This is a genomic window from Planctellipticum variicoloris (assembly GCF_030622045.1).
Taxonomy (GTDB): Bacteria; Planctomycetota; Planctomycetia; order Planctomycetales; family Planctomycetaceae; genus Planctellipticum; species Planctellipticum variicoloris.
Genome location: NZ_CP130886.1, coordinates 5,368,806 through 5,394,766, shown reverse-complemented (window position 1 = coordinate 5,394,766; position 25,961 = coordinate 5,368,806). Strand labels below are relative to the sequence as shown.

Genomic DNA, 25,961 nt, shown 5'->3' with positions numbered 1-25,961 from the left:
GTTCTTGCGGGAGTTGCTTGTGAAGGCTGCGTCGTCGACTCCCTGGGCCTGCTGGAGCCTGTTCGTGCTCACGCTCCGTCGGCAGCTTCTGTCGCGGCAGACGCTCGCCTGCTGCGGACTGTCGCTCCTCTGCATCCTGATCGTACTCGCCTGGTCCCGGCGGGGGGAGCCGACGGCGAAGAAGCTCGCCGAGCAGGTGCTGGTCCCGACCTTCGTGGCGTTCCTGATGCCGATCTTCGCGATCTGCTACGGGGCCTCGGGCATCGGCGGGGAGCGCGAAGACCGGACGCTGATCTATCTGCTGATCGCGTCGCTGCCGCGGTCGCTGGTCTACCTGATGAAATCGCTGGCCGCCTCGATCCTGGTCACCGCCTGGTGCACCGGGACGCTGCTGGTCATGTGCGGGCTGGCCGGAGCGCCGGGGGAAGACGTCCTCCCCGTCTTCCTGCCGGCGAGCCTGCTGGGCGGGCTCGCGTACGCCGGGCTGTTTCTGCTGCTGGGGGCGACCTTCCGCCACGGAACGATCATCTCGCTGGTCTACTGGTTCTTTCTGGAAGTGCTGTTCGGAAATTTGCCAGGCATCGTCAAACGCGTCTCGGTGGCGTTCTACGTGCGGTGTATGATCTACGACGCAGGCGAGGACATGCAGCTCGGCCCGCTCAGCCGAGTAGCCCGCGAGATGTTCGCGGCGGTGTCGGGAACGACAGCGACGGTTGCGCTCGCGGCGACAATCCTCGTGCTGCTGGTCGCGGGGATGCTGGTGTTCGAGCGCCGCGAGTATCGGGATGCGAGTTGAGGGGGGCTTCATCTCGGTGGCGCGGGCATTTTTGTCTGTGTCCTCCCCACCGCCTCTATCTCCGGTCCCCTCTCCCGCGATCTTCAGTGGGAGAGGGAGAGGATGCGCGGATGAAATCGCCGGAGATTGGGGAGATTGGGTTTGCGGGGAGAATGAGAATCTATTGCGCTCCCCCGTATCAATCCCGAGTTCGCACTCAAAGCGACGGAGCGCAACAGCGGGGGCATCGTCTGGCATTCGAGTCGGTTTGTTCAAGACACCGGTCCGAGTCGTGACGGGGTTTCTGCTGCGGAGTCGGGACACGCAGACCGGACGAGCCCGGAAAAAGTCGCGGCAAGTGCTCGACGCCCGGCTCCTCCAGCGGCAACAGCCACGCGTCATCGCCGCGCAGGCGGGAGGGGCTCGATCGGCTATCCAGCAGACCGAACTGGGGCGCCTGACGCCCCCAGGGTCAAGGCCCGCTTCATGAATCTCGCCGCAACGCTGAAGTGGGTCCGGATGGTCTTGTGGCAACTGGCGCATCCGCATCCCGTTCGCGCCGCAACATCTCTGCGGCGCGTCTGAACGAAAAGCTGGGCTGCTCGCCTGATCGGAACCCGGCAAGAGCCCTGTGTTCCGGGGTCGGCCAACTTGAATTGCTGGCTGCCGGAAGTGTGTCAGGACGCTGACCGCGAGATTCATGAACCGTCGCTGCCGAAGATTCGCTTCGGAAAACGCCGGCCCAGTCGACCTCGCTCGCCCTAGGCATCCCCGAACAACTGCGTCAGCGGCATCCCGTCCGCAATCCGCCACGGCCGGCCGGTCTGATCGTGAATCTCCGTCTGCGCGTCGAGACCGAAGCGCGAGTAAATCGTCGCGGCAAGATCCGCCGGCGTCACAGGATCGGTGGCGGGAAACTCGCCGAACGCGTCGCTCGATCCATGAACCAGGCCTCCTTGGACCCCGCCGCCGGCCAGCAGCAGCGAGTAACAGTCGGGCCAGTGATCCCGCCCCCCATCGCCGTTGATGCGGGGCGTCCGACCGAACTCTCCCATCGCCACGACCAGCGTCGAATCGAGCAGGCCGCGCTGGTCGAGGTCTTCGATCAGCGCGGCGAGGGACTGATCGGCGAGCGGCAGCAGGTGGGTCTTGTGCTGGTTGAAGCACTTGAAATGGGCATCCCAGTTCTGCCCCTGCTGGCGGAAGTCGTAGACGTTCACAAACGGAACTCCGGCTTCGACCAGCCGACGGGCCAGCAGCAGATTCTGGCCGCGCATCTGGCGTCCATAGGCCAGTTCGGCCCCGTTCCCGCCGCCGCCCCCTTCACCGACGGACAGCGGAGCAGGGCCGTAGCCGTACTTGTCGCGCAAACGGACATCTTCACGCGACAAATCGAGCGCCTGCCGCAGCTCGACCGCCTCCAGCAGCCGGCAGGCTTTGTCGTAGGCCAGGCTCCACGCATTGCTGTCGGTCGGGGCGACCGGGCCCCGCCGCTGATCTTCCAGTCGACTCAACAACTGCCGGCGCAGATCGAGCGGCGACGTCGGGCGGCCGGGCGGTGCGGAGAGCGCCCCGGCGGAGTAGGTCTTCGACTCGACGTTCACGTCGATCTGCAGCGGCGCATACGACGGCCCCAGGAAGCCCCCCGCCTGACACGGGACCTCGATCACATTGCGAAACGCCCAGGGCAGGGCGGCGTGCGGCACTTCAATCGTCGGGTCGTGCCGCAAATGCGTCAGAGTCGCCGCGTGGCAGGGGAAGAACTGCGCGATGGGTGCGAACTCTTCGCGGTCTCCCTGCGGCGACTGCCGGCCGGTGAGGGCCTCGGTCGAGGCCGAATCGTGCAGGCGATTCGTGTGATGCATGCTGCGGATGAGGCAGACTTTATGCATCAGCTTCGCCATGTGCGGCAGGTGCTCGCAGATCTGCAGACCGGGAACCGAGGTTGAAATGGGCGAGAATTCGCCCCGGATGTCGGCGGGAGCATCCGGCTTCAAGTCGTAGGTGTCGAGGTGGCTCGGACCGCCGTAGTAGAAGACGACGATGCAGGCTTTGATCTTCGCGGGGCTCGCGGTATTGCGCGTGGCCGCTGCGACCTGGGCGGACAACAGGCCGGGAAGGGAGAGACCGAGGGCGCCTCCCGTGGCAAGAAAGCGCCGACGGGGAATTGTGATTTTGCGATGATCCAGCCGACTGCCAGGCATTCCGCAGATCTCCCGTGAACCGGATCCGGATTCTAGCTGTTTTCCCGGCCGGCGGGGGAAGGATTCTTTCCAGGTCGCAAGACGATCAGGCGATCTCGAAGGGAGCAACTCTCCTCGACGTATCGCAGTGAAGAAGTGGTTGAATGCTGCGGTCAGGCGACCTCCGAATGTCGCTGCAGGACGTTCGCCATGTGTCGGCCGCGAAATTTCCTTGATGCCATCGCGCCGGGATGGCGGGCTGCCGAGATGCACGGCGGATATGGCACGCCACAAGCTACTGGCCGGCGGCGGGCGAGACGGACGATGGGCTCTCCGTCCCCATTGATGGGTGAACGCCGACGTCGGAATCCAACGACTTCATCCAGGGAAGGACATTCATTCCGGGATCTGCTGAGCCAAGTCTGCCAAAATCCGGCGGATTCGTTGGCTGCAGACTGTCAGTACGCGGCTTCCGTCCTGTTCGGTAGATCCACGTGGCCGCGGACGCCACAAGCACCACCCCGACCAGCCCGGAAAACAGCCAGCCCAGTTCATCGGCCGGACGCGGCCGTGCTGTCGAAGCGGTGTCGACCAGTCGCACTCGACCTGCCAGCAGCGGCGCGCCGCGCTGCTTGTCGAAGGCGGAATACGACATGACTTTCAGGAAATACCCCACGAAAACCACTTCGCCGCGAATATCGGTCCCCAGCGGCAACCCCGCCGGTTTGTCCAGAAATACAACAACATACGGGAGAGAACGCGATTCATCGGTCCAGCCCCAGGCTTCATACACTTCCCGTGCGCCTAGCGGATTCTCAGCGGGCTCGTATTGCAGCACCCGTCGCACGTGCATCCTCAGCCGAATCAGCTTCCCCCGGTACTTCTCGGGGTCTTCCCACAACTGCGTGAACGCCACATCCCGCAGGGCCGTCTGTTCGAGCTCCTGTGACGAACGGGTTCGGCTCCAGCCAAGCAGCCGCCAGTACGCCGCCATTTCTCGGAAGTGCAACGGACTGCGCTGTTCCATGACGGCCAGTTCGTCCTGCAGCGACTCAACTTCCTCGGGGTTCTGCTCATTCGGGCCGGCGACGACGTGCTCCGGCGCGGCTGGTGCGTTGGAAATGGATGCTGCAGGTTCCGAGGGAGTCGTTGTCGCCAGCCAGGTCCACATGCCGGGTTGGCGAAACTGAGAGTAAAGCATCCCGAGCAGGATCAGCATCAGAAGGCACGACCAGACGCGCGACAGTCCCAGCGACTGTCCAAACGGACGGACTCGTGTCGAACGCATGATGAGGCCTTTGCAACGGGATGGAATCGAAGGCATTTTCGGCGAACGGTCGAAACTTGCTTTGCCCAGTCGGCCTTCCGCGTCAGACGGGCTCCGACGGCAGCGTTATGGACCAGCCTCCATGAAACTGATCTTCTGCAGGAAAGTGCCGTCGGCCAGCTTCTGCCGCGTTGCCACATCGACGAGCTTCATCAGTTCCGAGTAGCGCAGGCGTCCGTCGACCGCAATCTGGACTCGATCAAACGGGACTTTTCCGATGCTGAAGAACGATTCCAGTCGGCGATGAATCGACCGCAACTGCGCATCGTCCAACGGGCCGTTCGACACCACTCCGTCGACAATCCGCACCTGTTGCGTCTCGCCGGCGTCATCGGCTGTCACGTGTATGAAGATGGTTTTCAGGCTGTCTTCGCCGCTCCCCGCACTGTCGGAAGCGTCGGACGGGGCCTCCACCTTCGTCTGCACGACCGGAGGCGGAAGATTGACCGCCAGTTGCCCTTCGATCGGGGCTGGCCGAAACGTCAGAATGAAAAACGTCAGCAACTGAAAGGCCATGTCCAGCATGGCCGCCAGGTTGAGCTGCACCTCTCCGGTATCTCGATGTCGACGACGTACGCGACGGCGCTTCATTTCAGCGTTGCTCCTCGCGCGTCATGGCGCTCAACTGGTAGTGATAAAAGCCATGCTTCTGGCACGTCGTGATCACGTGATTCAACAGATGAAACGTGACGGATCGGTCCGCCCGGATGACGACCGGCGTGTCGAGAGCGCCGGCCGCCGCGGCGGGTCCCTGCAGCGACCTGAGGAGCCGCGCTTCGCGCGTGAGATACTGATCGAGATCGACCGGCGCGCCGAAGATTTTGACGACCCCCTCGGAATCGATGTTGAGCACGATTGGATCTTTCCCCGACCGGGAGTCCAGGGGCCGCGCTGACCCCAGGACGGGGAGCTTCAGCGACAGATCCAGCGTCGCCCCCTTGAAGTTGATCACCAGCATGAAAAAGGTGACCAGTTGGAAGACCATGTCCAGGATTGGCGTCAGATTGGGCTCTGCGCCTTCGCTGTTGTGAGCCGACATCGCAGCGCTCCTTTTCAGAATGTTTCAGGCGCCCGACTCAGCCGGCGGTCTTGCTGCGGGCCGCGGCATAAACCTGCCGGATCAGATCGTCCGCTTGAAACTGAGCGCCGGTCGCCAGCGATGCCACGCGGTTCTTGAAAAGCGCGAAGAAGTAGATCGCAGGAACGGACAGTCCGACGCCTTCGAACGTGAGGACCAGCGCTTCCGAGATCCCGCCCGCAACCTCGCTGGGCCTGAGCTGTGTATCGGACATGGCGATCACGCTGAAGCTGGCGATCATCCCTTTCAGCGTCCCGAGCAGACCGATCATCGGTCCGAGCGATCCCAGCACCGCCAGCATGCTGATGCTCTTCTCCATCTCGATCGTGGTGAGTTCGCCGACGCGCTCGACCGCCTCCCGGGCCGGATCGATCCCCGACTGCATCTCCAGCAGGCCGGCGGAGACCATCGCCCCCAGAGCCGACTCGCTCTCCTTGGCGGACTTAAAGATCCCGTTAAAGTCCCGCGATTGCAGCAATGTTCCGAATTGCTGCGACAGCGCCTCGGGGGCGACGACTTCCGGCCGCAAGACCAGGAAGAGCTGAATCACTTTGGCCAGAAAGTAGATCGACAAAATCAGGAGCACCAGGCCGATCCAGCCCGATGTTTCGATCAGCCACATCAGCGAGGACTGGGACTCCGCAGATTCGCCGGAGGGCGTTGCAGCAGCCGGAGCGGCGGATGGAGGCTGCGTCTCCTGAGCACGCGCCGACGCGTGCCACGACGGAGTCGCCGCCGCTGCCAGTACCAGGAACAGGCAGAACCACGAAGCAGTGCGATTCGAGGGCAGAAGCAAACCCATGAGCGCGAACTTTCCTGGAAGAGAGGTGTGAGACGGCTATTTGATGTCGCCAAGCAGGCCGACCCAATGCCAACGCCGACCGACGGCAACCGATCGGTTCGCACGAAGGCGCAGCGCGATCGACCGTCGCGTCGGAGTTCTGGCCCGTGATGGTCGACCAGAATCACTAGACCACTAGTGTCCCAGACGCAAACCCCGGACGAGTCGATGCATACGCCTCATTCGTCAGCGGAATAAGGGTGCGAACGACCCCGGAATCGGGGTCCTGGCGCATGGAAACGCCGGCGGAGAACTTGCGACGACCGCGTTTAGACGCGCAGCACGCAAGGAGCGGCGTCGGCAGGCAGATGCCGCTGCTGCGGCTCGTCGACCGCACAGCAAACCGACACGGGCTGAGGCGTCGCCACCCATCCGGGAGCCTGCGCATCCACTTTTCGCAGTTGATTCGGCCCGGAGCGACTACTCTCGGCCGACTCCGTCACATCACACCGCCCCGCCAGGAGACGTGCGATCGGTCTGGAGTCGGGTGCGCTCGCAAGGCTCGATGCGCGCTCGCCCTCTGCGGACAAGCTCAGCTCGCACGACACGGCCTCCCCGCCGCCGACGGAATTTCCGACGAGCATCAGGGAGATCAAGAAAGTAGCGAACGTGGCACCCATTAACGTTAATACTAATTCCGTAGAACTTGAGCTGTCAAGTGGCAAATTCCCAAGAATGGCGGACAGTCATCGACTGTGCCGTCGGTTGCGCTCTCGTTACATGCAGCCGACGCCCACGGCATGCAATGGGCTCGCGACCTGAGGACGATGAGGCGTGCCCCCATTGACGGCGCACGTTCTGTGCGGTCTGCTGTTCGCGACGACCAGTTCATCGGATTCCGACCCTCCCGCCGTTCGGAACCTTCATGGCAACGGATGAGCAAGAGCTCGCTCGCCACCTCCTGGCCCGGCGAGATCGCGATCAGTCAGTTCTCGCATTGCTCTGGCAGTCGCGGGTGCGATATCTGGCAGTCCTCATCATTCTGAGCGGTTCCATCGGGTTGACATTCCAGACCCGGTCGCCGGAGTGGCGAACTCTCGGGATCTTCGCGGCGGGCATGGCGGCAGGCGTGCTCGCCCGCGACATCCGCTGGCTTCGCACGCTCAACCACAACAGGGCGTTCCACCGACGCATCATCGACTGGGCCAAGGTCGAAGCTCTCGCCAACGGAATCGCGCCCGAGAAACTGCGCCAAAATCCCGCAGAGTGATTCCACTCGTCGACGTTCGCAACGTCACAATGATGGTCCATGTGCTTCACCCGCCGCGGACACCACCGTCTCACCCTTCGCTGCGTCCTCCGTATTCCCTCAGCGACTCAGCGAGTGGGCTGCTCTGAAATCAGCCCTCCTCAGACTCCGCTCCAACGCTGCCATGAGAAGTCGCAGATTGAACTCCATGCAGGCCGTTCCCAACGACCATTGCCGCGGAGAGCCGCTTCGTCCGAACTCCGCCGACAATCCGCAATCGGATCACCGCAACGAACCGACGATGACTCGGCTTCAGCCATCCCGTCGAGACATCGAAAACTGTCCAGTCATCACAAGCCTTGACCCGCTCTCCGCCGACCGCTCCAATCGGGATCGGCAACGTCGCGCAACGGCAGAACGGGATCCGGCGCGTTCGTCGTGATTCCCAGCCGCCGCCAATCCGGAGCATCGCTCATGCCAACCAACACGATCCGACTTCACCGCGTCTTCAACACCTCCCCCGAAAAGCTCTATCGCGCATTCCTCGACGCGGACGCGATGGTCAAGTGGCTGCCCCCCAACGGCTTCACCGGCAAAGTTCACGAACTCGACGCCACCGTCAACGGCCGCTACCGGATGTCGTTCACGAATTTCGGCACGGGCCACAGCCACTCCTTCGGCGGTAAATACCTCGAACTGACGCCGCACGAACGCATCCGGCACACCGACGAGTTCGACGACCCGAACCTCCCCGGAGAAATGCAGACCACCATCACGCTCCGGAAAGTCTCCTGCGGAACCGAAGTGCACATCGTGCAGGAAGGCGTCCCCGAAGCAATTCCTCCCGAAGCCTGTTATCTCGGCTGGCAGGAATCCCTGATCCTCCTCGCCAAACTCGTCGAGCCCGAAATTCCCGACGCCCCGAATCCTTGAATCTCATCCGTCGGCGGGATGATTTCGACGGACTGCTGCACGCCGGGCGGCTCGAGTCTTGTCGTCCGGACTCGATTTGCCCAAGCCCGTGAATCCGCCAACCATTGGCGGATTCACGCCTTCCGCATCAACGGTCAGTCCTTGTGTCCGACGACCATGTAATGTCGCGGCATCGACTCAGTCACAATCTCCCCCCGAAAGCCCGCCAGTTCGAGTTCCTTCATGACTCGCCCCGATCCAATTCGCATCTCAGCAGGCGGCCCCGAATCGGCATCCACCTCCCAATCCACCACGACAAATCGCCCCCCCCGCTTCAGCCCCTCGTGAACCTTCCGGGCGTAGGCTTCCCGCCCCCGAATGTGGTGCCAGGTGTCCAGAGTCAACACGCACTCCACGCTGTCGGACTGTAACTCAGGATCGTCCATGCCCACCTTCCGCGGCACGATCTCCGCCGGCCCCAGGTCATCTCGGCGACTCGCCAGATAATTGATCATCGCCGCCTCGGCGTCGATGGCGATAACCGTCCCCTCTTTGCCTACCGCACGGCTGAGGCGGACCGCCATATAACCCGTCCCTGCACCAATGTCTGCGACCGTCATCCCCGGCTTCAGAGCCAGCGCCGCGACGATTTCCTCCGGGTGCTGCCACGTGTCCCGTTCAGGATCGTTCCACGTCTTCGCAAGTTCCGCAGGGTTGGCAAAGCCGTGATGATGTCCGTGATCTCCATGCTTGGCATGCGCTGCCCGGCCGGGCGCTCCTCGTTGCCAGGGCTCCCGATTGCTGGCCGCGTCGTTGTTGACTCCCGCCACGAAAGCCTCCTTCGGCCGGCCGCACCCTGCGGTGCAGGCTGCCAGCCCGAAAACGAGCAATAGAATGACACTGTTCTTCATGCGATCGCCACCGTCGATGCGACTCTCTGTGGGACGCGCCAGCAGTTCGGCGACGACCCTCCCATTCATCAATTCAGGCGCGGATCAGGCGTACGCCACCCAGCCGCGAAGGACAAAGCCGGCGTAGAACAGGCCGACATTCGAAAACCCGACTCCGCGCAACATCGCTTCATCCTGTTCCGGAGCGAGTATCGTCACGCCCGATTGAACACCCCGTCGCGCAGTTTCCGCCTGTTCGGAATCAACGCCCGAACTCTTCGCAAACGCGGCGTATCGTGCGAGCCACCGGGCACGCTCGTCGTCGCCGTGGGGAAGGCTGGCATGAACGGTGACAAACGGCGCACCACGTTTGAGACGGCGTCGAACTTCAGCCAGCGTCCGCCGCCGCTCCTCCGAATCCAGAAAGTGCAGGGTCAGCAGGCACGTTGCGCCGTCGAACGGTCCTTCCGGCGCATCGTCGATGTAGCCTGTATGGAGCCGAACCTGAGATTCCAGCGGCCCGAGGGTCTTCCTGGCCAGTTGGAGCATCTCCGAAGCCGGGTCGATACCGTCGAACTCCCAGTTGGGATGCCTTTCCGCAAACGCCTTCAGTTCCAGGCCTCCGCCAGCCCCCAGGACCAAGATCCGCGCAGCTTGAGGCGCGCTCTCGGCCAGCAGAATTGCCGACATGCGGTGCAGATCGGCAAAGCCGGGCACAAATCGTGGCGGCCCCTCAACATATTGAGCGACGAACTCAGGATCCGAGAATGCAAATGGTGTGTTGGACGACTCAGGAGGCATGAACGTGCTCCTCAAGACTGCGAGACTCGCCCCGAGCAACCAGCCGTGCATGTAAGTCGGCACTCAGCATGGCGAGCGTCACTTCACCGAGGCGCGAAAGGAGTTGTTTCTCGGCATCCTCGAACGCCTGGCAGAGAGCAGCATTCACCGCCTGTTCAACCAGGCAACCGGGGGATTCCGTCCGGTGACCGATGGCGAGCAACGCGGGACTGCCGAGTGCGGCATAAATGTCTCGCAGAGTCACCTTCGAAAGGTCGGCCGCCAACGTCCAGCCCCCGCCATGCCCTTTCTCCGATCGCACATAACCCTGCTTTCGCAGCCCGGCCATGGTTCGCCGAATCACCACCGGGTTGGTGTCCATCGCCTTGGCCAGGACTTCCGATGTGACAGGACCATCCTGCTCCGCCATGTGGAGCAAAACGTGAAGTACGCCCGACAATCGACTGTCTCGCTTCATGTAACTCATTGTGTTACATGATATGGGCGGTCGTCAAGGGACTGCCGCCAATCGCCTGATCGGCAACGTGCATTCAGGCTGGAACATCGAGCAGAGGAAGTCGTAACCATCCACCGTGGAGCGACTTAGGTCTCGTCATAATCCGTCTGAGTCCGCCCGGTCCAATTGCTGCCGAAGGAGTGTTCAACCACACGCCCCGTCGCCCCGGCCGGAAACTCCACTCGCTTGCGGCGACGTACTTGCGCCGATCGCATCCCCTCTGCGAGCAAACCCGGCTTTCGGCAACGTTCATCGCGCCGGATTCCGCACCAGCGCCGCCTCAACGACTACGACTTCCCCGCGTAAGCCCCGTTCGCCGCCGCCACTCCCGCCCCCGGCGTGACCTTCCCCCCTTGCGCCATCAGGCATCGCTCCAGCGCCGCCAGACACAACAGCACATTCGACGCCGTGCACGCCGCCCCCATCAGGCCGATCCGCCAGACCTTCCCCTTCATCGGCCCCAGCCCGCCCCCGATCTCGATGCCGAACTCGGTGAGGAGCTGCTTGCGCACCGCCGCGTCGTCGACCCCCTCCGGAATCAGCACCGCGTTCAGCATCGGCAGCCGGTGCTCTTCCGCGACGGCGTAGTCCAGACCGAGAGCCTCCAGGCCCGCCCGCAGCGCCAGATGATTCTTCCGATGCCGGGCCCAGCGGTGCTCAAGGCCCTCTTCCAGCACGCAGCGAAGCGCCTCGTGCAGGGCGTAGTTCATGTTGATGGGAGCCGTATGGTGGTAAGCCCGGTTGCCTCCCCAGTACTCCTTCACCATCTGCATATCGAGATACCAGCTCTGCACCTTCGTCTTCCGCGCATCGATCGCCGCGACCGCCCGGTCGCTGAACGTCACCGGCGCCAGACCCGGCGGACAGCTCAAGCACTTCTGCGTCCCCGAGTACGCCGCATCGATCCCCCAGTCGTCGATCTCGACCGGCATCCCCGCCAGCGACGTGACGCAGTCCATCAGGACCAGCCCCCCGTGCGCGTGGACAATCCCGGCGATCTCGGCCATCGGCTGATGGGCGCCGGTGGAAGTCTCCGCGTTCACGATTCCCAGCACCTTTGGCTTGTGCTGTTCCATCGCCGCTTCAATCTCGGCCGACGAAAACACTTCGCCGAAGGGTCGTTCGAGCTTCACGACCTGCGCACCGCAGCGGGCGGCGACGTCGGCCATCCGTCCGCCGAAAACGCCGTTGACGCAGACCACCATTTTGTCGCCCGGCTCGATCAGGTTGGCGACGCAGGCTTCCATCCCGGCGCTGCCGGTCCCGGAAACGGCGAGCGTCAGCCGGTTCTCCGTCCGGAAAACCTGCCGCAGCATGGCCTGCAGTTCGTCCATGATCTTGAGGAAGTACGGATCGAGGTGCCCGACCGTCGGGGCGGCCAAGGCCCCCAGGACGCTGGGCTCGATATCGCTGGGCCCGGGACCCATCAGGACGCGGCGGGGAGGGTGGATGGCGATGGGGAGGGGACTGGTCATGGTGAGGCCTCTTTCGGGCAGGAAAGTCGTTTTGATCAATTAACAATCAGGATTTCTGTGTGCCGCAGCCGTGTCGGCCGTGTTCATGGGCGCCATTCCACAGTTGCACGGCTGACACAGCCGTGGCACACGATTCATTGATTCCTTACTTCCGCATCAGCCGGTCGCGGGCGGTGCGGACGAGCTGTTCAGCTTCCTCGACGCTGCTGGCCAGTGCGTTGAGATGTCCCATCTTCCGACCGGCGCGGGCTTCCCGCTTGCCGTACAGATGCAGCTTGATCGCCGGATCGGCCAGCGCCGCAGACCAGTCGGGTTCGCCGTTCGCCCAGACGTCCCCCAGCAGGTTGGCCATCGCGGCGGGGGCGTGTTGGCGGGTGCCCCCCAGCGGCAGGCCGCAGATCGCCCGGACCTGCTGCTCGAACTGGCAGCTCACGTGAGCGTCGAGCGTCAGGTGACCGGAGTTGTGCGGCCGGGGGGCGGTCTCGTTGATCAGGAGGCCGCCCGACCTTGTCAGGAAGAACTCGACGCAGAGGACGCCGACGACGTCGAGAGCTTCGAGCACGTTGCGGGTGATCTCGACGGCTTCCTGAGCGACCCGCTCCGAAACGAGCGCAGGACAGACGGAAACGTCCAGAATGTGATGGCTGTGGGCGTTGCCGACGGGGCCGAAGCTGACGAACGTCCCGTCGAGCCCGCGCGCCCCGACCACTGACAGTTCGCTCTCGAAGTCGATAAATCCTTCGAGAATCGCGGTTGGCACGCCGAGCTTCGCGAATGCCGCCGCGGCCTCTGCCGCAGTGCGCACGATCGACTGGCCCTTGCCGTCGTAGCCCCAGTCGGCGGTCTTGAGGACTGCGGGCAGGCCGAGGTCTTGGATCGCTGTCTGCAGCGAGGCGTCATCCGTCACCGGCCGGAACGGTGTGACCGGCAGGCCGCGCTGGCTGAGATAGGTCTTCTCCCGCAGGCGATTCTGCGACGTGTAGAGGACATGTCCCCCCGGACGGACCGGGCAGAATTTCGCCGCGGTCTCGGCGGTGGCGGCCGGGACATTCTCGAACTCGAAGGTCATCACCGAAACCGACCGGGCGAACTCGGCGACGCGATCGAGATCCGCGTAGTCCGCCCGGATCTCGACGTCCGCCACCTGGCCGGTCGGCGTGTCGTCATCGGGCGAGAAAACGTGGACTCGGTATCCCAGCCGCCGGGCGGCGATCGCGAACATCCGACCAAGCTGGCCGCTGCCGAGGACGCCCAGCGATGCGCCGGGAAGAATGGGGCCGTTCATGGAAGCTCGTCTCCCAGCACGGCGTCGCGCTGCTGGTCGTGAAAATCGTGGAGTTTCTGGCGGAGGGCCGGGTCGGAGATCGCGAGAATCCGCACCGCCAGCAACCCGGCGTTCTTAGCCCCCGCATCGCCGATCGCCAGCGTAGCGACCGGAATCCCCCCCGGCATCTGAACGATCGAAAGGAGCGAGTCCAGTCCCTGCAGCGCCCGGCTCTGTACCGGCACGCCGAGCACGGGCAGAGACGTCTGGGCAGCGACCATTCCGGGGAGGTGAGCGGCCCCGCCGGCCCCGGCAATGATCACCTGCAGCCCGCGGGTTTCCGCCAGCTTGGCGTATTCGCACATCCAGTCGGGAGTGCGGTGGGCCGAGACGACCCGGCGTTCGTGGGGGACGCCAAACTGGGCCAGCACGTCCACCGCGTGCTTCATCGTTTCCCAGTCCGATTTGCTCCCCATGATCACTCCGACCCGGGGACTGGCAGTCGTCGACATGATTCCTCGCTCCAGAGCGCCGGCCCGTGGCCTGCACGCAATCCGCAGAGCCGTCCGCCGACGGAACGGCACAGTTTACCCGAGACGGTCCGCGGGGACGAGGACGGGGCTGTTCGCCGATCAGGCCGGCTGTCCGCCGGCCTTCCGAGCCAGAATGTTCGCCGCCCATTCCTGATACGCGGGCGCCAGCGGCGGCGTCAGGCGGTCCAGCCGGTACTCGACCCGGCGGGAGTAGAGGCCCGTGTCATAGCAGCGATCGACAGCAGCCTGCAGGTCGATCATCACCTCCCCGTCGCCGGGCAGGAGCGGAATCGGGAGTTTTGGCAATCGGGCAGGCAGAGGAATCGGATAAACCACACAATCCAGGCTCTTGTCGTATCGGTGCAGGCTCACGTGATAGTGAAAGAGCCCGGCTTTCCGTTCGATCCGCCAGCGTGGCGGCGCCGTGGTGTGCTCGCCGCCGCGGAGCAGGTCGATTTCGACAAGATGGACTTGCGCGTCCATGATCTCCCGTTGCTTGCGAAGGTAAAGCTCATTTCCTTTGCTGCCCGCCAGTTTATTCGACAGACTCAGCAGCTCGATGTGTGTCACGAGCCGCTCGCCGCCGGGGGATGCGTAAATCTCCAGAAACGATTCTCTGGTCTCGTCGTGCTCGATTTCGATCGTAACCGGCACGACGTCCACTTCGTCCAGAACTGCGGTCCTGCTCTGCTCGAGCCGATTCGTCTCGGCGGCGTCTGGCCGCCAGTCCGGTCGCAGGATCTGCACGTCCGGGCCGATGGTTCGCTCGGATGTCTCGATCCAGACTCGCGTGCCGATGCCTGCGTAGTACGAGCCCGAGAGCTGCGCATTGAGCATTTCGCTCAGTACTGTGACCAGACGATCATGGAAGTCTGGAAACACGGATGGCTGTTCGAGAAATGGGTCCATTCCGGGGAACGGCGATGGCATGCTGGAAATCCTCACTCTGGCGCGACCTGAAGCGCCGCATCCGGACTGCCCGTGGTCGCCAGCCGGCTTCCTGATTATTATCGCACCATTCCACCTCGCCGACCACCCGGGAGTTTCCCCGCGATGAATCGCCTCCGCTTCGCATTCGCCCTGTCCTGCTCGTTGCTCACCAGCCTCGCCCCCGCTCAGCAGATTCCCCACGCCCAGGACAAGCCCCCGAACGAGCCGCGCGATCCGCAAACCGCGGCGAAGATGATGACCGTCCCCGAAGGCTTCACGGTCGAAGTCGTCGCCAGCGAGCCCGACATCGTGAATCCCGTCGCAATGGCGATCGACGAGCAGGGCCGGTTCTGGATCACCGAGTCGCTGGAATATCCCCGCCGGGAACCCGGCCCCGGCCGCGATCGCGTCAAAATCCTCGAAGACACCGATGGCGACGGCAAGGCCGACAAGTTCACAGTCTTCCTCGACGGACTCAACATTCCCTCCGGCGTCCAGGTCGGTCACGGCGGCGTCTGGATCGCCAACTCCCCGGACATCCTTTTCGTCCCCGATGCCGATCGCGACGGCAAACCCGACGGGCCGGCCCAGGTTGTCGTCACCGGCTTCGGCCGGACCGATACTCACGAACTCCCGAATTCGCTCACCTGGGGACCCGACGGCTGGCTGTACGGACTCAACGGCGTCTTCAATCACAGCCACGTGAAATACTCGCCCGAGAACCCGAATTACGAGAAGGCCGGGGGTGAAAAACATCCCGGCTGGCCGCTGACCTGTGCGATGTTCCGCATCCATCCGCGGACGCGGGAGTTCCAGGTCTTCTGCGAAGGGACCAGCAACCCTTGGGGGATCGCCTTCAATGACGAGGGTGACGCCTTCGTCAGCGCGTGCGTGATCGACCATCTGTGGCACCTGGTCGAAACCGGCTATTACCACCGCCAGGGAGGGCCGTATCCGCCCCACACCTGGAAAATCGAGTCGATCGTCAAACACAAACACCAGAAAGCGGCCTATTGCGGCATCACCTGGTTCGACAGCGACGCCTACCCGGAGAAGTATCGTCGGAAGCTCTACATGGGAAACATCCACGGCGGCTGCATCAACGTGGACAGCATCCAGCGGAACGGCTCGACCTATGCGGGTTCAGGCGAGCCGGACTTTCTGACGGCCAACGACGCCTGGTTCATGCCCGTGGTCCAGAAGACCGGACCGGACGGCTGCCTCTATGTCCTCGACTGGTACGACCGCTACCACTGTTATCAGGACGCCAACCGCGACCCGGCCGGGATCGATCGCTTGAAAGGGAGGCTGTACCGCGTGCGCTACACGGGCAAAGGCGAGCCGGGCGGCGTCAGCCCCCGGAGCCTTCCGTCCGATTACGCCACTCTCTCCGACGGCGATCTCATCAAACTCCTGTCGCACGGAAACGGGTATGTCCGTGAAACCGCCCTGCGGCTGTTGCAGGAGCGGCACGATCTCCAGACGGCACTTCGCCTGATGGAACTGGTCCGTGACGAATCGACGCCTGTCGGATTGCGCCGCATGGCCTTCTTTGCCGCCACGCCGATGTTTTTTGATCTGCCCGACTGGGGTGGAGACAACCTCTGGAAGCTGCTGAATTCCAAGGATCGGACGATCGCCGCCTGGATGATCCGCACCTGCGTCGAGCAGGCGGTTCCGCGATCCATGCGTCGCGAGGGGCAGTGGGATCCCGGGACGCAGATGATGGTCGAAGAAGTGATCCTGGCGGCGCTCGAAGATCCGTCGCCGGAGGTCCGGCTGCAGGCCCTCACCTTCCTGGCGCGCCGCGTGACATCGGAGCCCCCCGGTCAGATTTACATCAGCCTCGACGAGCAACTCCTGGAAGCTTGCCGGCTCTGTGGAGACGACCCCCTGCTCCAGCGGATCGCCTGGCAGGCGATCAAGGCCTACGCCGGGCGATACCCGCGGATTCTGACTCTGCTGCTGACCGACGAAAAGATCCAGCAATCCCCTGTCGGCAAAGAACTGACGCCGCGGATCGTGGAATGGTTGCTCGCCCGACCCAAGAGTGAAATCAACCTGCTCGCAACCGTCCTGCGCACGCTGACCGAACGGCAGCAGAACGCCCCGGCCGCAAGCCTCCTCAACCAGCTTGCCGGGCGAATCCAGTCCGGCGAAATCAAAGGAGACTCGCTCCAGCAGCTCAAAGCCGCCTTCGAACCGATCCTGCAGCCCATGCTGGGTGTCGAATCTCAGCATCCGCTCCGGCTGGAAGCATCGCTGCTGGCGCTGAGCTGGAACGATCGCGGGGCGGTGGGGACTGCGCGGTCGCTGGTCCACAATCCGCAGGAATCGCCCGCCCGGCGGATCGCCGCCTATCGGGCGCTGATCGCCAGCCAGGATGGCTGCGTCGCACAGCTCGCACGCGAAATCTTCAGCAAGGGGGACGTGGAATCCCCCGCATTTCTTGGCGACGTGTTCTCGGCCCTCGGCCGATCCGAATCGCCGGAGATCGCTGACGCCGTCATCAAGGATTTCGGCAAGTTTCCAACCGACGTTCAGCCACGCGCGATCGAGTTGCTCACGCAACGACCCGCCTGGGCGAAAGTGCTGCTGAAGGCGATCGGCGACAAGAAAATCCCCGCCGCGGCAATCAACATCAACCAGGCCCGCCGACTCAATGACCTCAAAGATCCCGAACTGAAAGAGCTGCTGGCGAAACACTGGGGCCAGGTCCGCGAAGGCCGCAGTCTCGACCGCGACAAAGTCATCGCCGACATGCGCCGACTGATCCGCTCCACCCCCGGCGACGCCCGCAAGGGCCAGGAGGTCTACAAGAAAATCTGCGCCCAGTGCCACAAGATCTACGGCGAAGGAGCCGAAGTCGGCCCCGAGATCACCCTCAACGGCCGCAACGACTACACCCAGCTCCTCTCGAACGTCTTCGACCCCAGCCTCGTCATCGGGGCCGGCTACCGCAGCTACACCGTCGCCACCGACGAAGGCCGCGTCATCAACGGCCTGCTCGTCGAAGACAGCCCGCAGCGCGTCGTGCTCAAGGTCCAGGGAGGCAAGCAGGAAATCATCCCCCGCGACCAGATCGAGGACTTCAAAGTCAGCGAAATCTCGCTGATGCCCGAAGGAATCGAAAAACAGTACACGCCGCAGGAGCTCATCGACCTGTTCGCCTTCCTCACCCTCGACAAGCCCCCCGTCGACCCGACCGCCAGGCGGCTCCCCGGCGTCACCGACATCGTCCCCCGCGAATCGACCAACCCCGCCGACTTCGCCAGCATCTTCCAGGAAGTCGCCCCCGGGTTCACCAAAGTCACCTCGGGCGAAGGCGGCGTCGCCCTGCTGAAAGAATTCCGCGGCCGACCGGGCGTCGTCCGAACCCACCCCGTCAGCAGGGACCAGCCGGCAGAGGTCTCCGGCATGTTCCAGATCCCCGCGGACAAGAAAACCACCCTCGTCATCGAAGTCTCCCACGACCCCCGCGGCGACTGGCGACTCGTAATGGGCAACAGCAGCGGCCGACTGCTCGACGAAATGGTCAGCAAGGAAACCTGCAAAGACGGCTGGGTCCGCTACACCTTCGACATGACCCGCTTCGCCGGCCAGGAAATCCAGATCCGCATGTGGAACCAGGCCAACGACTGGTCCTACGAATTCGGCTACTGGGGAATGGTGGGCCTGGCCGTCGAATAACGCCTTGACCACGGAGCCGATTGTTCTCGCCAGCCGCCGCGAATCGGCAGTCGCGGCGGCTGGCAATGGTGCGCAAGGCTTTCGCCCCTGAGCCGCGACGCCGAGCTTCCCCGACTACGTCCCCGCCAGATCGAACCGCTCCGAACGCAACGTCTCCCACTCCTCCATCGTCATCACGACTTCACGCGCCTGGCTCCCGTTGTACGTGCCGACGATGCCGTCCTCGGCCATCCAGTCGACCATCCGCGCCCCGCGACCATACCCGACCCCCAGCGCCCGCTGCAGCAGCGACACGCTTCCTCGACCCTCGCGAATCACCACCTCCACCGCCTGCTCGTACAGATCGTCCCGCTCCCGCGGTTCGCTCGGCCCCTTGCCACCCTTGCCGCTCGTGTTGAGCTGCTGCAGCTCCTGGCTGTACTCCGGCTCCCGATCCGCGAAGAACTCGATCACCCGCGTCACTTCTTCGTCGCTGACGTAAGTCCCCTGCCCGCGCGTCAGATTGCTCGTCCCCGGCGCCAGGTACAGCATGTCGCCGTTCCCCAGCAGCTTGTCCGCACCCATCTCGTCCAGCACCACCCGGCTATCCACCCGGCTCGCCACCTGGAACGAAATTCGCGCCGGCAGATTCGACTTGATCAACCCCGTAATCACGTCCACCGTCGGCTTCTGCGTCGCCAGCACCAGGTGAATTCCCACCGCCCGCGACTTCTGAGCCAGTCGGATAATGTGCCCTTCGACGTCCTTGCCCGACGTCATCATCATGTCCGCCATCTCGTCGGCCACGATCACGATGTACGGCATCTGCTCCGGAATCACCTCCGCTTCTTCGCTCTCCGGATCGATCCCCAGCCGCTGCAGCACCTTCTCCTTGCCGAGCTTGTTGAAGCTGTCCAGATGACGCACGCCGACCCGCGCCAGCAGGTCGTAACGCTCTTCCATCTTGTCCACGGCCCAGCCCAGCACCGCCTCCGCCTTCTTCATGTCCGTGATCACCGGATGCATCAGGTGCGGAATCCGGCTGTAAGGACTCAGCTCGACCATCTTCGGGTCGATCATCAGCATCTTGACCTGGTCCGGCGTGCGGGTCATCAGCATCGACAGGATCAGCGTATTCAGGCACACGCTCTTACCGGTGCCGGTCCGCCCCGCGATCAGCAGGTGCGGCAGCTTGCACATATCCACGACGAGCGGCTTGCCGCTGACGTCTTTCCCCAGGAACAGCGGAATCCGCTTGTCGTCGATGTCCTTCTGGCTCGCCTCCAGCAGCTCCTTGAGCCGGACCATCACCCGCAGATCGTTCGGAACTTCGACGCCGACCGTGTTCTTGCCGGGAATCGGCGCGACGACGCGCACCGCCGGCACCCGCAGCGCAATCGCCAGATCGTCCGCCAGCGCCGTCACCTTCGACAGCCGCAACCCCGCTTCGAGTTCGAGTTCGAACTGCGTCACCACCGGCCCCGTGTCGATCTCCACGACCTTCACGTTCAGCCCGAATTCCTTGAACGTCTTCTCGAGAGTCGCTGCCGCCCCCTGCGCCTTGCTCGCCAGCGCCTCATACGGAAACTCTTCGGCTTCCTCCAGCAGATCGCTCGTCGGAAGCTGAAACTCCTTCGGCGGCTCCGCCGATTCCCCGGCGTCCAGCGCGCGAAGCGTCTCCTCCCGGAACGACTTGATTGAGACGGGAGGGTTCACCCGGATTGGCTTCCGCTCCACTTCCGCAGGCTCGGGCAGCGACAGAATCGCCGGCTCCTCTTCTTCGATCTCTTCTTTGGTCTCCATCAGCTTGATCGAAATCGGCTCCGGCTCGTCCGCAGGCGGCTCCGCCAGTTTCAGCACCGCCGGGACAGGCTCCGGTGAAACGTCCAGCGCCGGCAGCGGCGCAGCAACCGGGACTTTCGGAGCCGCAGGCCGCCGGAACGCCAGCTTCGACCACATCGTCAGCGGCAGCAGCAACAGGCCGAACAGCCAGCGCACGAGGCGGATCTCCCCCGTCAGCAGCAACCCCGCCGTCGCAAACGTCGCCAGCAGAATCAGGCTGCCCGCCGTCGAAAAATGCTTTTCCATCAGCAGCCGCGACCACGCCCCGACGTAACCGCCGTTGCCGATCAGCGATCGCGACCAGCCCTCTGGCAAAAAGAACTGCGCCGCAGCGCACACCGAAACCAGCACCAGCATCGCCCCGGTCAGTCGGACCAGCGGGTCGGACAGCGTCTCGCGCGTAAACAGCCGGATGTCGACGACCACCAGCGAAGCGAGGACGAAGTACGCGCCAAGTCCGAAAGCCAGAAACAGATGATGGGCCAGCTCGGCGCCCGTCGCGCCGCACAGATTCTGCGGGACTTCCCGCAGCGGATAGACCACCTGAGCCGGAGGATCGGCGGGGTCAAAGCTGACGAGGCTCAGCCCGAGAAAGACCGACCCGGCCAGCAGCGCCAGCGCCAGCAGATCGGTTCGGATTCGGCCGTAGTCGATCATGGTTTTCCGGACCAGCTTTCGCCGGTGCGCACGCCGAGCGCTGCGGACGAACGCCCGTCGCGCAGGGACGCAACGAACCTTCGCCGGTCGTCTTCGGACCGGATTGGCTTTTCCGCAACCAGGCGGGCGACATAGGGGAATTTCCGGACGACGCATCCATCACGCCGCAACCGTTTGTCCGACGGCCAACCTCCGCGCGGCCTGACACCGGACATCCGAAACCTAGCACACAGGCGGCGAGGCGCTGCCAAAACGCCACGCGAGCGCTGTTTTTCGGCAACCCGCCGGCCGCAGGAGTCCGGTTGTAGGGGAGTTGAGAGTTGAGAGGCGAGAGTTGAGAGGAAAACAGATACAGAACCGCGGTCAGATCCTTCTGACTCTCAACTCTCAACTCTCAACTCTCGCCCGATCCACCCCACCAGCTCCACCGCGACATCCGTCTTGCTGCCGCTGAACTGCGCCACCGTCCGTCCCGCCGGATCGATCAGCTCGACCGAATTGTTCGCGGAGCCGATCGCCGTCGGCCGGTTCAGCACGATCACGTCGCAGTTCTTCTCGCGCAGCTTGCGCAAGGCGTTCACATGGGCGTATTCATCAGATTCGAGCGCAAACCCGACAATCCACCGCGACCCCTTCTGCTGACCCAAAGCCGCCAGCACGTCGGCGGTCTCCACCAGCTCCAGCTCCAGCGAGACCCCCGTCTTCGCCAGCTTGCCCGGAAAACGCTCCCGCGGCCGGTAGTCGCACACCGCCGCCGTGGCGATCACCCCGTCGCAGCCCGGAAACAGCCGGTCACACACGGTCAGCAGGTCTTCCGTGGTCTCTACGGAGTGCACTTCGCACCCGACCGGCGGAGACAGATTGACCGGGCCGGTGACCAGCACGACCTCGTGACCGGCCGCCAGCGCCGCCTCGGCGAGGGCATAGCCCATCCGCCCGCTGCTGGCATTCGACAGATACCGCACGTCGTCCAGATACTCGCGCGTCGGCCCCGCCGTAATCAAAATCCGCATCGCGTTCCACCCTCGGCATCTCTCCCAACGCATTCAACGCCGGGTGGCACGCCCAGAGTCTCCGATGGGCGTGGTCTCAATACATTGTCGCATCCGTACGATGGACGTCCACGTCCGTCGTACCCCGCATCATCCGATCGAATCCGGCAGGCCGTCGACATGCAGCGACGGACGTGGACGTCCGTCGTACGGAATTCCCCACTCGCCGCCCGCCACGTCTTCCCACTTTGCACTTCTCATTTTGCATTTTTCACTTTGCACTGCCTTCGTCGGCCGCAGTTGCAAACAGCCCCCTGATCCGCTCCAGGAGCTCCCCCGGCTCCGCCATCCGCCCCGGCCCCACCTGCCCGCAACTGAGCCAGCCGCTCCCAGGCTCTGCCAGCAGCACACCGTCGGCCCGCAACTGAGCCAGGTTCCGCTGCACCGACGGCTTGTTCCACATCTCAGTGTTCATCGCCGGAGCGACCAGCAGCGGGCACGTGATCGTCAGCGTCAGCGTGCTCAACAGGTCCCCGGCGAATCCGTGAGCGACCTGGGCCAGAAAATGGGCGCTCGCCGGTGCGACCACCATCAGCTCGGCCCGCTGAGCCAGACCGATATGCTCCCCCCGGAAGTGCTCCTGCGGCTCGAAAATCTCACGATAGACCGGCCGGCCCGTCAGCGCTTCAAACGTCGTCGGACCGACGAACCGCGTCGCGGCGTCGGTCATCACGACCGTCACCCGCGCCCCGGCCTGTACCAGCTTGCTGCAGAGATCCGCAGTCTTATAGGCCGCGATCCCCCCCGTCACCCCCAGCAGGATCTCACGACCTTCCATCGGAGCTTCTCCGGTAGCGTGGGCTGTGCCCACCAGCAAATCGCCAGACGAAAAGAAGGCGGGCACAGCTCACCCGCGACTCCTTGTTCCCAGGCTCCGCCTGGGAACGCCCGGCTTCTCGCTTTCCGCTCTCAGCTTTCCGCTACATATCTTCCAGCGACGGACCGGCGTCGACGCGCGGCGCCGCTTCGCGCGTCCGCATCTCGCCCGACGTGTCCAGGAAAATTTTATCCTGCAGAATTTCCTGCACGACGATTTCCATCGGATTCTTGGTCTGCATCTCAACCAGCGGCCGCGCTCCGCGGTTCAACGCCACCATCCGCTTCTGGATCAGCGTCGACAGCTTGAACCGTCCGCCAACCTTGTTCACGATCCCCTCTTCCTTCAGCTCTTCCAACATCAGCAGGCTCCCTTTCGGTGGTGATTGGTCATTCGTGATTAATTCTTTGTCAGTCGTCAGTCGTCCGTGGTCAGTCGTAAAAGCCACGGCAAGACTTGTCGTTCCATCTCTTGGCTCTGGTTCGACATTCCGCCTTCGACATTCGACATTTCGTCACTTTGCATCGTGCGGTAAACTCTCAGGTCTTCTCCGCCTTCTCTTCTCCGCGACCTCCGCGTCTCCGCGGTGAACCTCTTCTCTTCAGTCTTCCGCTTTGCTCGTTCCCAGGCTCTGTCCGGGAACTCCTTTCCGTGATGCTCCGCATCGCGCTATTGAACTCTCCGGCTTTCCGCTCTCAGCTTCCCGCTTTACGCTCTTTCAGAATGCCGCGAATCTCGGCCAACGCCTGGTCCAGCTCGTCGTTGACGACCCGGTAACGATATCGATCCGCCTGCTGCAACTCCTCGGTCACCTTCCGCAATCGCCGCTGAATCACCTCTTCCGTCTCCGTCCCCCGCGCCCGCAGCCGCTGCTCGCACACTTCCAGCGAAGGGGGCTCCAGGAAAATCGTGATCGCCTCCGGGTACTGCTCCATGATCCGCAGCGCCCCCTGCACGTCAATTTCCAGAAACGACCAGCCTCCCTGCGTTTTCGCCCGCTCCAGTTCCGACTTCAGCGTCCCGTACCAGTACCCCGCCCCGAAAACCTCCGCCGTCTCCAGAAATTCTCCCCGCTCCTGGCGGGCCGCGAACTCTTCAGCACTCAGGAAATAATACGCTTCACCCTCGACTTCTCCCTTGCGCGGAGCCCGCGTCGTCGCCGAAACCGACTTGATCAGCTTCACCGGCGCGTCCTGAATCAACCGCTCCACAATGGTCGTCTTCCCGCTCCCGCTGGGACCGGACAGCACAACCACCTGAAATCCGTGATCCCCACCCACCGTTTCATTCTTCCCGTTGTGCGTGTTGCATGCAGCGAATAGGGAATCGCGAGTAGCCAGAAGGCCGATCGCTTATCGCTTATCGCCAGAACCAATTCGCCACGCGTCTGGCTCTCAACTCTTGTCTCTCGACTTATTGCGTCGTCGCGTTCTTTTCTGCGTCGTTGCGTGAAATCTTTCCTCGTTCCCAAGCTCGGCCTGGGAACGTCTTCAATGCCTTCCTCAGTCCGTAGTACCCGTCCTCTTTTTTTCGCCGCCTTCTCTTCTCCGCGTCCTCCGCGTCCTCCGCGGTGAACCGTCTTCTTCTCTTCGCCCTCTGCGCTCCGCTCTGCATCTCTGCGAGAAATCGTCGTCTTCAAATCCAGCTACTCGATATTCGCAATCACTTCCCGGATCCGCTCGATGCAGGTCTTCATGTCGACCGCCGCATGGCCGACTCCCACGTGATTGGCCTTCGACCCGATCGTGTTCGATTCGCGGAACATCTCCTGGCACAGGAACTCCAGCTTCCGACCCTGCGACGTTTTCGCCGCCAGCAGCCCCAGAAACTGTTCGATATGACTCCGCAGCCGGGTAATCTCCTCGTTGATGTCGCAGCGGTCCGCGAAAAACGCCACCTCGCGGATCAGGTTGTCCTGCTCCAGAGTGATCCCCGTCCCTTCGAGCAGCTTCTGCACCCGCTGCTGCAGCTTGTCCCGATAGTCGGTGATCACTTGCGGTGCGATCGTCACCACTTCCCCCAGCGTCTTCTCGATCGCCTCGCACTGCGTCCGCAGATCGGCCGCCATCGCCGCCCCTTCCCGCTGCCGGAATTCATCCAGCCGGACGACGGCCGCACGAACCCCCTCCTGCACGAAGGGCCACAACGCCTCCACCTGCTCCGCCGTCAGTCGCCCGTCGTCGAGCACCCCCGGCAGTTGCAGCAGCTCAGCGACGGCCGGCGTATGCGGCGCCCCCAGGTCGACCGACAGATCCCGCAACTGATTCCAGTATGACAGCATCACATCGCGATTGAGACGCGGAGCTCCCGCCCCCCCCGCCGAATCCAGGCGGATCGTCAGCGATACGGTCCCGCGCGAAATCGTCTCGCGCAGCAGCCGCTCAAGATCCGCCTCATAGTGAAAAAAACCGTCCGGGCAGCGCAGATTCAACTTGAAGTGCCGGTTGTTGATGCTGCGGAGCTCGACCGCCAGATGCCAGTCTCCCGACTGGCTCCGCGACTCTCCAAATCCGGTCATGCTCAGCAGCACGGCGACTCACCTGCAACAGGCTGGGAAAACAGCAGACCGGCGACCTCTCGGAGTGGTCGCCGGCCCCTGCAGAATTTTCAGTCGTCTGACGGTCCCGGCTTACTCCGGTTTCTTCTCTTCAGCCGCAGGTTTCTCCGGGGCTGCGTCGGGCTTGGCCTCCTCCTTCGGCTTCTCCGCCGGAGCAGGTCCATCCGCCTTCTTTTCCGCCGCTTCGGCCTCATCCGGTTTCGCGGAAGGTGCAGGCGTCTTCGCCCCTTCGACCGCCTCGGCGGCCTTGGAAGTTTCGCCGCCCGCTGCAGGTGTCGCCTTTTCGCCGGTTCCTTCGGGCGCCGATTCGTCGGTCTTCTCCGGAGCCGTCAGCACCGGCGTCGTCGACGCCTCATCGCCGCCTTCGAACCGGCCGGTCGACAGGTTCCGCAACAGCACCACGTTCATGGCGCCCAGCAGCACCCAAATCACCGCCAGCACGATCGTAATGCGGGTAAAGACGTCCCCCGCTTTCGTGCCGAAAGCACTCTGTCCGCCCGCCCCGCCCAGCGCGCCGGCCAGACCGCCGCCTCGACCGCGCTGCAGCAGCACGATGAAAATCAGGAGCAGGCTGACGAACGCCAGCAGACCCATCGTCAGATAGGGGACGATACTCATGCCGAACTCACTCCTCGTTGGACGACCGTCGCCGGGCGACGTCGCTCACGTCCCT

23 protein-coding genes are annotated in these 25,961 nt (G+C 63.6%); 4 read left to right on the top strand and 19 right to left on the bottom strand.

What is annotated here, in order from left to right; translation table 11 throughout:
* Positions 1 to 19: 19 nt before the first annotated feature.
* Positions 20 to 796: an ABC transporter permease gene (locus SH412_RS21020; protein WP_336519984.1), complete on the top strand. Its 777-nt coding sequence runs from the start codon at positions 20 to 22 to the stop codon at positions 794 to 796.
* 740 nt (positions 797 to 1,536) lie between these two features.
* On the opposite strand, the gene SH412_RS21015 is transcribed toward SH412_RS21020, so the two are convergent.
* The 5 genes from SH412_RS21015 to SH412_RS20995 form a co-directional block, all read right to left on the bottom strand.
* The gene (locus tag SH412_RS21015) at positions 1,537 to 2,979 is read right to left on the bottom strand and encodes a DUF1501 domain-containing protein (protein ID WP_336519983.1); all 1,443 of its coding nucleotides are present in this window, start codon (positions 2,977 to 2,979) and stop codon (positions 1,537 to 1,539) included.
* Positions 2,980 to 3,253: 274 nt separating this feature from the next.
* The gene (locus SH412_RS21010; RefSeq protein WP_336519982.1) at positions 3,254 to 4,246 is read right to left on the bottom strand and encodes a hypothetical protein; all 993 of its coding nucleotides are present in this window, start codon (positions 4,244 to 4,246) and stop codon (positions 3,254 to 3,256) included.
* Positions 4,247 to 4,351: 105 nt separating this feature from the next.
* On the bottom strand, positions 4,352 to 4,876 hold the full coding sequence (locus SH412_RS21005) for an ExbD/TolR family protein (RefSeq protein ID WP_336519981.1): 525 nt from the start codon (positions 4,874 to 4,876) through the stop codon (positions 4,352 to 4,354).
* Between the two features lies 1 nt (position 4,877).
* Positions 4,878 to 5,324, bottom strand: a complete 447-nt coding sequence (locus tag SH412_RS21000; protein ID WP_336519980.1) for an ExbD/TolR family protein — start codon at positions 5,322 to 5,324, stop codon at positions 4,878 to 4,880.
* A 37-nt stretch (positions 5,325 to 5,361) separates the two neighbouring features.
* Positions 5,362 to 6,165, bottom strand: a complete 804-nt coding sequence (locus SH412_RS20995) for a MotA/TolQ/ExbB proton channel family protein (RefSeq protein ID WP_336519979.1) — start codon at positions 6,163 to 6,165, stop codon at positions 5,362 to 5,364.
* A 904-nt stretch (positions 6,166 to 7,069) separates the two neighbouring features.
* Between SH412_RS20995 and SH412_RS20990 the strand changes: the two genes are divergently transcribed.
* Together SH412_RS20990 and SH412_RS20985 are read left to right on the top strand one after the other, a co-directional pair.
* A complete protein-coding gene (locus SH412_RS20990; protein WP_336519978.1) occupies positions 7,070 to 7,414 on the top strand; it encodes a hypothetical protein in 345 nt (114 codons plus the stop codon).
* A gap of 453 nt (positions 7,415 to 7,867) precedes the next feature.
* A complete protein-coding gene (locus SH412_RS20985) occupies positions 7,868 to 8,326 on the top strand; it encodes an SRPBCC family protein (RefSeq protein ID WP_336519977.1) in 459 nt (152 codons plus the stop codon).
* Positions 8,327 to 8,460: 134 nt separating this feature from the next.
* Here SH412_RS20985 and SH412_RS20980 read toward each other — a convergent pair whose 3' ends face one another.
* The 7 genes from SH412_RS20980 to SH412_RS20950 all read right to left on the bottom strand — a co-directional run bounded on the left by SH412_RS20980 (position 8,461) and on the right by SH412_RS20950 (position 14,694).
* A complete protein-coding gene (locus tag SH412_RS20980) occupies positions 8,461 to 9,216 on the bottom strand; it encodes a class I SAM-dependent methyltransferase (protein WP_336519976.1) in 756 nt (251 codons plus the stop codon).
* 84 nt (positions 9,217 to 9,300) lie between these two features.
* Positions 9,301 to 9,996 (bottom strand): class I SAM-dependent methyltransferase, encoded by a 696-nt coding sequence (locus tag SH412_RS20975; protein WP_336519975.1) that lies wholly within the window; start codon positions 9,994 to 9,996, stop codon positions 9,301 to 9,303.
* Positions 9,986 to 10,453, bottom strand: a complete 468-nt coding sequence (locus SH412_RS20970) for an Rrf2 family transcriptional regulator (protein WP_336519974.1) — start codon at positions 10,451 to 10,453, stop codon at positions 9,986 to 9,988. Before SH412_RS20970 ends, SH412_RS20975 begins: the two co-directional genes overlap by 11 nt.
* Before the next feature lie 326 nt (positions 10,454 to 10,779).
* Complete coding sequence (locus SH412_RS20965) at positions 10,780 to 11,967, bottom strand: pyridoxal-phosphate-dependent aminotransferase family protein (RefSeq protein ID WP_336519973.1); 1,188 nt, start codon at positions 11,965 to 11,967, stop codon at positions 10,780 to 10,782.
* Positions 11,968 to 12,112: 145 nt separating this feature from the next.
* Entirely contained in the window at positions 12,113 to 13,252 is a 1,140-nt protein-coding gene (locus tag SH412_RS20960) for a 5-(carboxyamino)imidazole ribonucleotide synthase (protein WP_336519972.1), read from the bottom strand.
* Positions 13,249 to 13,743, bottom strand: a complete 495-nt coding sequence (purE, locus tag SH412_RS20955) for a 5-(carboxyamino)imidazole ribonucleotide mutase (RefSeq protein WP_336519971.1) — start codon at positions 13,741 to 13,743, stop codon at positions 13,249 to 13,251. The genes SH412_RS20960 and purE overlap by 4 nt, the downstream gene beginning before the upstream one ends.
* A gap of 120 nt (positions 13,744 to 13,863) precedes the next feature.
* Positions 13,864 to 14,694: a DUF4058 family protein gene (locus SH412_RS20950; protein ID WP_336519970.1), complete on the bottom strand. Its 831-nt coding sequence runs from the start codon at positions 14,692 to 14,694 to the stop codon at positions 13,864 to 13,866.
* A 123-nt stretch (positions 14,695 to 14,817) separates the two neighbouring features.
* On the opposite strand from SH412_RS20950, the gene SH412_RS20945 reads away from it, so the two are divergent.
* The gene (locus SH412_RS20945) at positions 14,818 to 18,384 is read left to right on the top strand and encodes a PVC-type heme-binding CxxCH protein (protein WP_336519969.1); all 3,567 of its coding nucleotides are present in this window, start codon (positions 14,818 to 14,820) and stop codon (positions 18,382 to 18,384) included.
* Between the two features lie 114 nt (positions 18,385 to 18,498).
* On the opposite strand, the gene SH412_RS20940 is transcribed toward SH412_RS20945, so the two are convergent.
* From SH412_RS20940 to secG, 7 genes are all read right to left on the bottom strand, one after another.
* Positions 18,499 to 20,862, bottom strand: coding sequence for a DNA translocase FtsK (locus tag SH412_RS20940; RefSeq protein WP_336519968.1), 2,364 nt, complete (start codon positions 20,860 to 20,862; stop codon positions 18,499 to 18,501).
* 380 nt (positions 20,863 to 21,242) lie between these two features.
* A complete protein-coding gene (locus tag SH412_RS20935) occupies positions 21,243 to 21,875 on the bottom strand; it encodes a phosphopantothenoylcysteine decarboxylase (protein ID WP_336519967.1) in 633 nt (210 codons plus the stop codon).
* Between the two features lie 250 nt (positions 21,876 to 22,125).
* The gene (locus SH412_RS20930; protein ID WP_336519966.1) at positions 22,126 to 22,692 is read right to left on the bottom strand and encodes a phosphopantothenoylcysteine decarboxylase; all 567 of its coding nucleotides are present in this window, start codon (positions 22,690 to 22,692) and stop codon (positions 22,126 to 22,128) included.
* A 142-nt stretch (positions 22,693 to 22,834) separates the two neighbouring features.
* A complete protein-coding gene (locus SH412_RS20925; RefSeq protein ID WP_336519965.1) occupies positions 22,835 to 23,092 on the bottom strand; it encodes a DNA-directed RNA polymerase subunit omega in 258 nt (85 codons plus the stop codon).
* A gap of 334 nt (positions 23,093 to 23,426) precedes the next feature.
* Positions 23,427 to 24,011, bottom strand: coding sequence for a guanylate kinase (gene gmk, locus SH412_RS20920; protein WP_336519964.1), 585 nt, complete (start codon positions 24,009 to 24,011; stop codon positions 23,427 to 23,429).
* Between the two features lie 365 nt (positions 24,012 to 24,376).
* The gene (locus tag SH412_RS20915; protein ID WP_336519963.1) at positions 24,377 to 25,261 is read right to left on the bottom strand and encodes a YicC/YloC family endoribonuclease; all 885 of its coding nucleotides are present in this window, start codon (positions 25,259 to 25,261) and stop codon (positions 24,377 to 24,379) included.
* A 99-nt stretch (positions 25,262 to 25,360) separates the two neighbouring features.
* The gene (gene secG, locus SH412_RS20910; RefSeq protein WP_336519962.1) at positions 25,361 to 25,906 is read right to left on the bottom strand and encodes a preprotein translocase subunit SecG; all 546 of its coding nucleotides are present in this window, start codon (positions 25,904 to 25,906) and stop codon (positions 25,361 to 25,363) included.
* Positions 25,907 to 25,961 lie beyond the last annotated feature (55 nt).

What these genes read in the sequence shown, in the direction of transcription:
- SH412_RS20935 (WP_336519967.1), bottom strand. Translation starts at nt 21,875, where the DNA reads ATGCGGATTTTGATTACGGCGGGGCCGACGCGCGAGTATCTGGACGAC.
- SH412_RS20940 (WP_336519968.1), bottom strand. Translation starts at nt 20,862, where the DNA reads ATGATCGACTACGGCCGAATCCGAACCGATCTGCTGGCGCTGGCGCTG.
- SH412_RS21000 (WP_336519980.1), bottom strand. Translation starts at nt 5,324, where the DNA reads ATGTCGGCTCACAACAGCGAAGGCGCAGAGCCCAATCTGACGCCAATC.
- SH412_RS20990 (WP_336519978.1), top strand. Translation starts at nt 7,070, where the DNA reads ATGGCAACGGATGAGCAAGAGCTCGCTCGCCACCTCCTGGCCCGGCGA.
- SH412_RS20970 (WP_336519974.1), bottom strand. Translation starts at nt 10,453, where the DNA reads ATGAAGCGAGACAGTCGATTGTCGGGCGTACTTCACGTTTTGCTCCAC.
- purE (WP_336519971.1), bottom strand. Translation starts at nt 13,743, where the DNA reads ATGTCGACGACTGCCAGTCCCCGGGTCGGAGTGATCATGGGGAGCAAA.
- SH412_RS20965 (WP_336519973.1), bottom strand. Translation starts at nt 11,967, where the DNA reads ATGACCAGTCCCCTCCCCATCGCCATCCACCCTCCCCGCCGCGTCCTG.
- SH412_RS20975 (WP_336519975.1), bottom strand. Translation starts at nt 9,996, where the DNA reads ATGCCTCCTGAGTCGTCCAACACACCATTTGCATTCTCGGATCCTGAG.
- SH412_RS20945 (WP_336519969.1), top strand. Translation starts at nt 14,818, where the DNA reads ATGAATCGCCTCCGCTTCGCATTCGCCCTGTCCTGCTCGTTGCTCACC.
- SH412_RS20995 (WP_336519979.1), bottom strand. Translation starts at nt 6,165, where the DNA reads ATGGGTTTGCTTCTGCCCTCGAATCGCACTGCTTCGTGGTTCTGCCTG.
- SH412_RS20930 (WP_336519966.1), bottom strand. Translation starts at nt 22,692, where the DNA reads ATGGAAGGTCGTGAGATCCTGCTGGGGGTGACGGGGGGGATCGCGGCC.
- SH412_RS21010 (WP_336519982.1), bottom strand. Translation starts at nt 4,246, where the DNA reads ATGCGTTCGACACGAGTCCGTCCGTTTGGACAGTCGCTGGGACTGTCG.
- secG (WP_336519962.1), bottom strand. Translation starts at nt 25,906, where the DNA reads ATGAGTATCGTCCCCTATCTGACGATGGGTCTGCTGGCGTTCGTCAGC.
- SH412_RS20960 (WP_336519972.1), bottom strand. Translation starts at nt 13,252, where the DNA reads ATGAACGGCCCCATTCTTCCCGGCGCATCGCTGGGCGTCCTCGGCAGC.
- SH412_RS20985 (WP_336519977.1), top strand. Translation starts at nt 7,868, where the DNA reads ATGCCAACCAACACGATCCGACTTCACCGCGTCTTCAACACCTCCCCC.
- SH412_RS20925 (WP_336519965.1), bottom strand. Translation starts at nt 23,092, where the DNA reads ATGTTGGAAGAGCTGAAGGAAGAGGGGATCGTGAACAAGGTTGGCGGA.
- SH412_RS21005 (WP_336519981.1), bottom strand. Translation starts at nt 4,876, where the DNA reads ATGAAGCGCCGTCGCGTACGTCGTCGACATCGAGATACCGGAGAGGTG.
- SH412_RS20980 (WP_336519976.1), bottom strand. Translation starts at nt 9,216, where the DNA reads ATGAAGAACAGTGTCATTCTATTGCTCGTTTTCGGGCTGGCAGCCTGC.
- SH412_RS21015 (WP_336519983.1), bottom strand. Translation starts at nt 2,979, where the DNA reads ATGCCTGGCAGTCGGCTGGATCATCGCAAAATCACAATTCCCCGTCGG.
- SH412_RS20950 (WP_336519970.1), bottom strand. Translation starts at nt 14,694, where the DNA reads ATGCCATCGCCGTTCCCCGGAATGGACCCATTTCTCGAACAGCCATCC.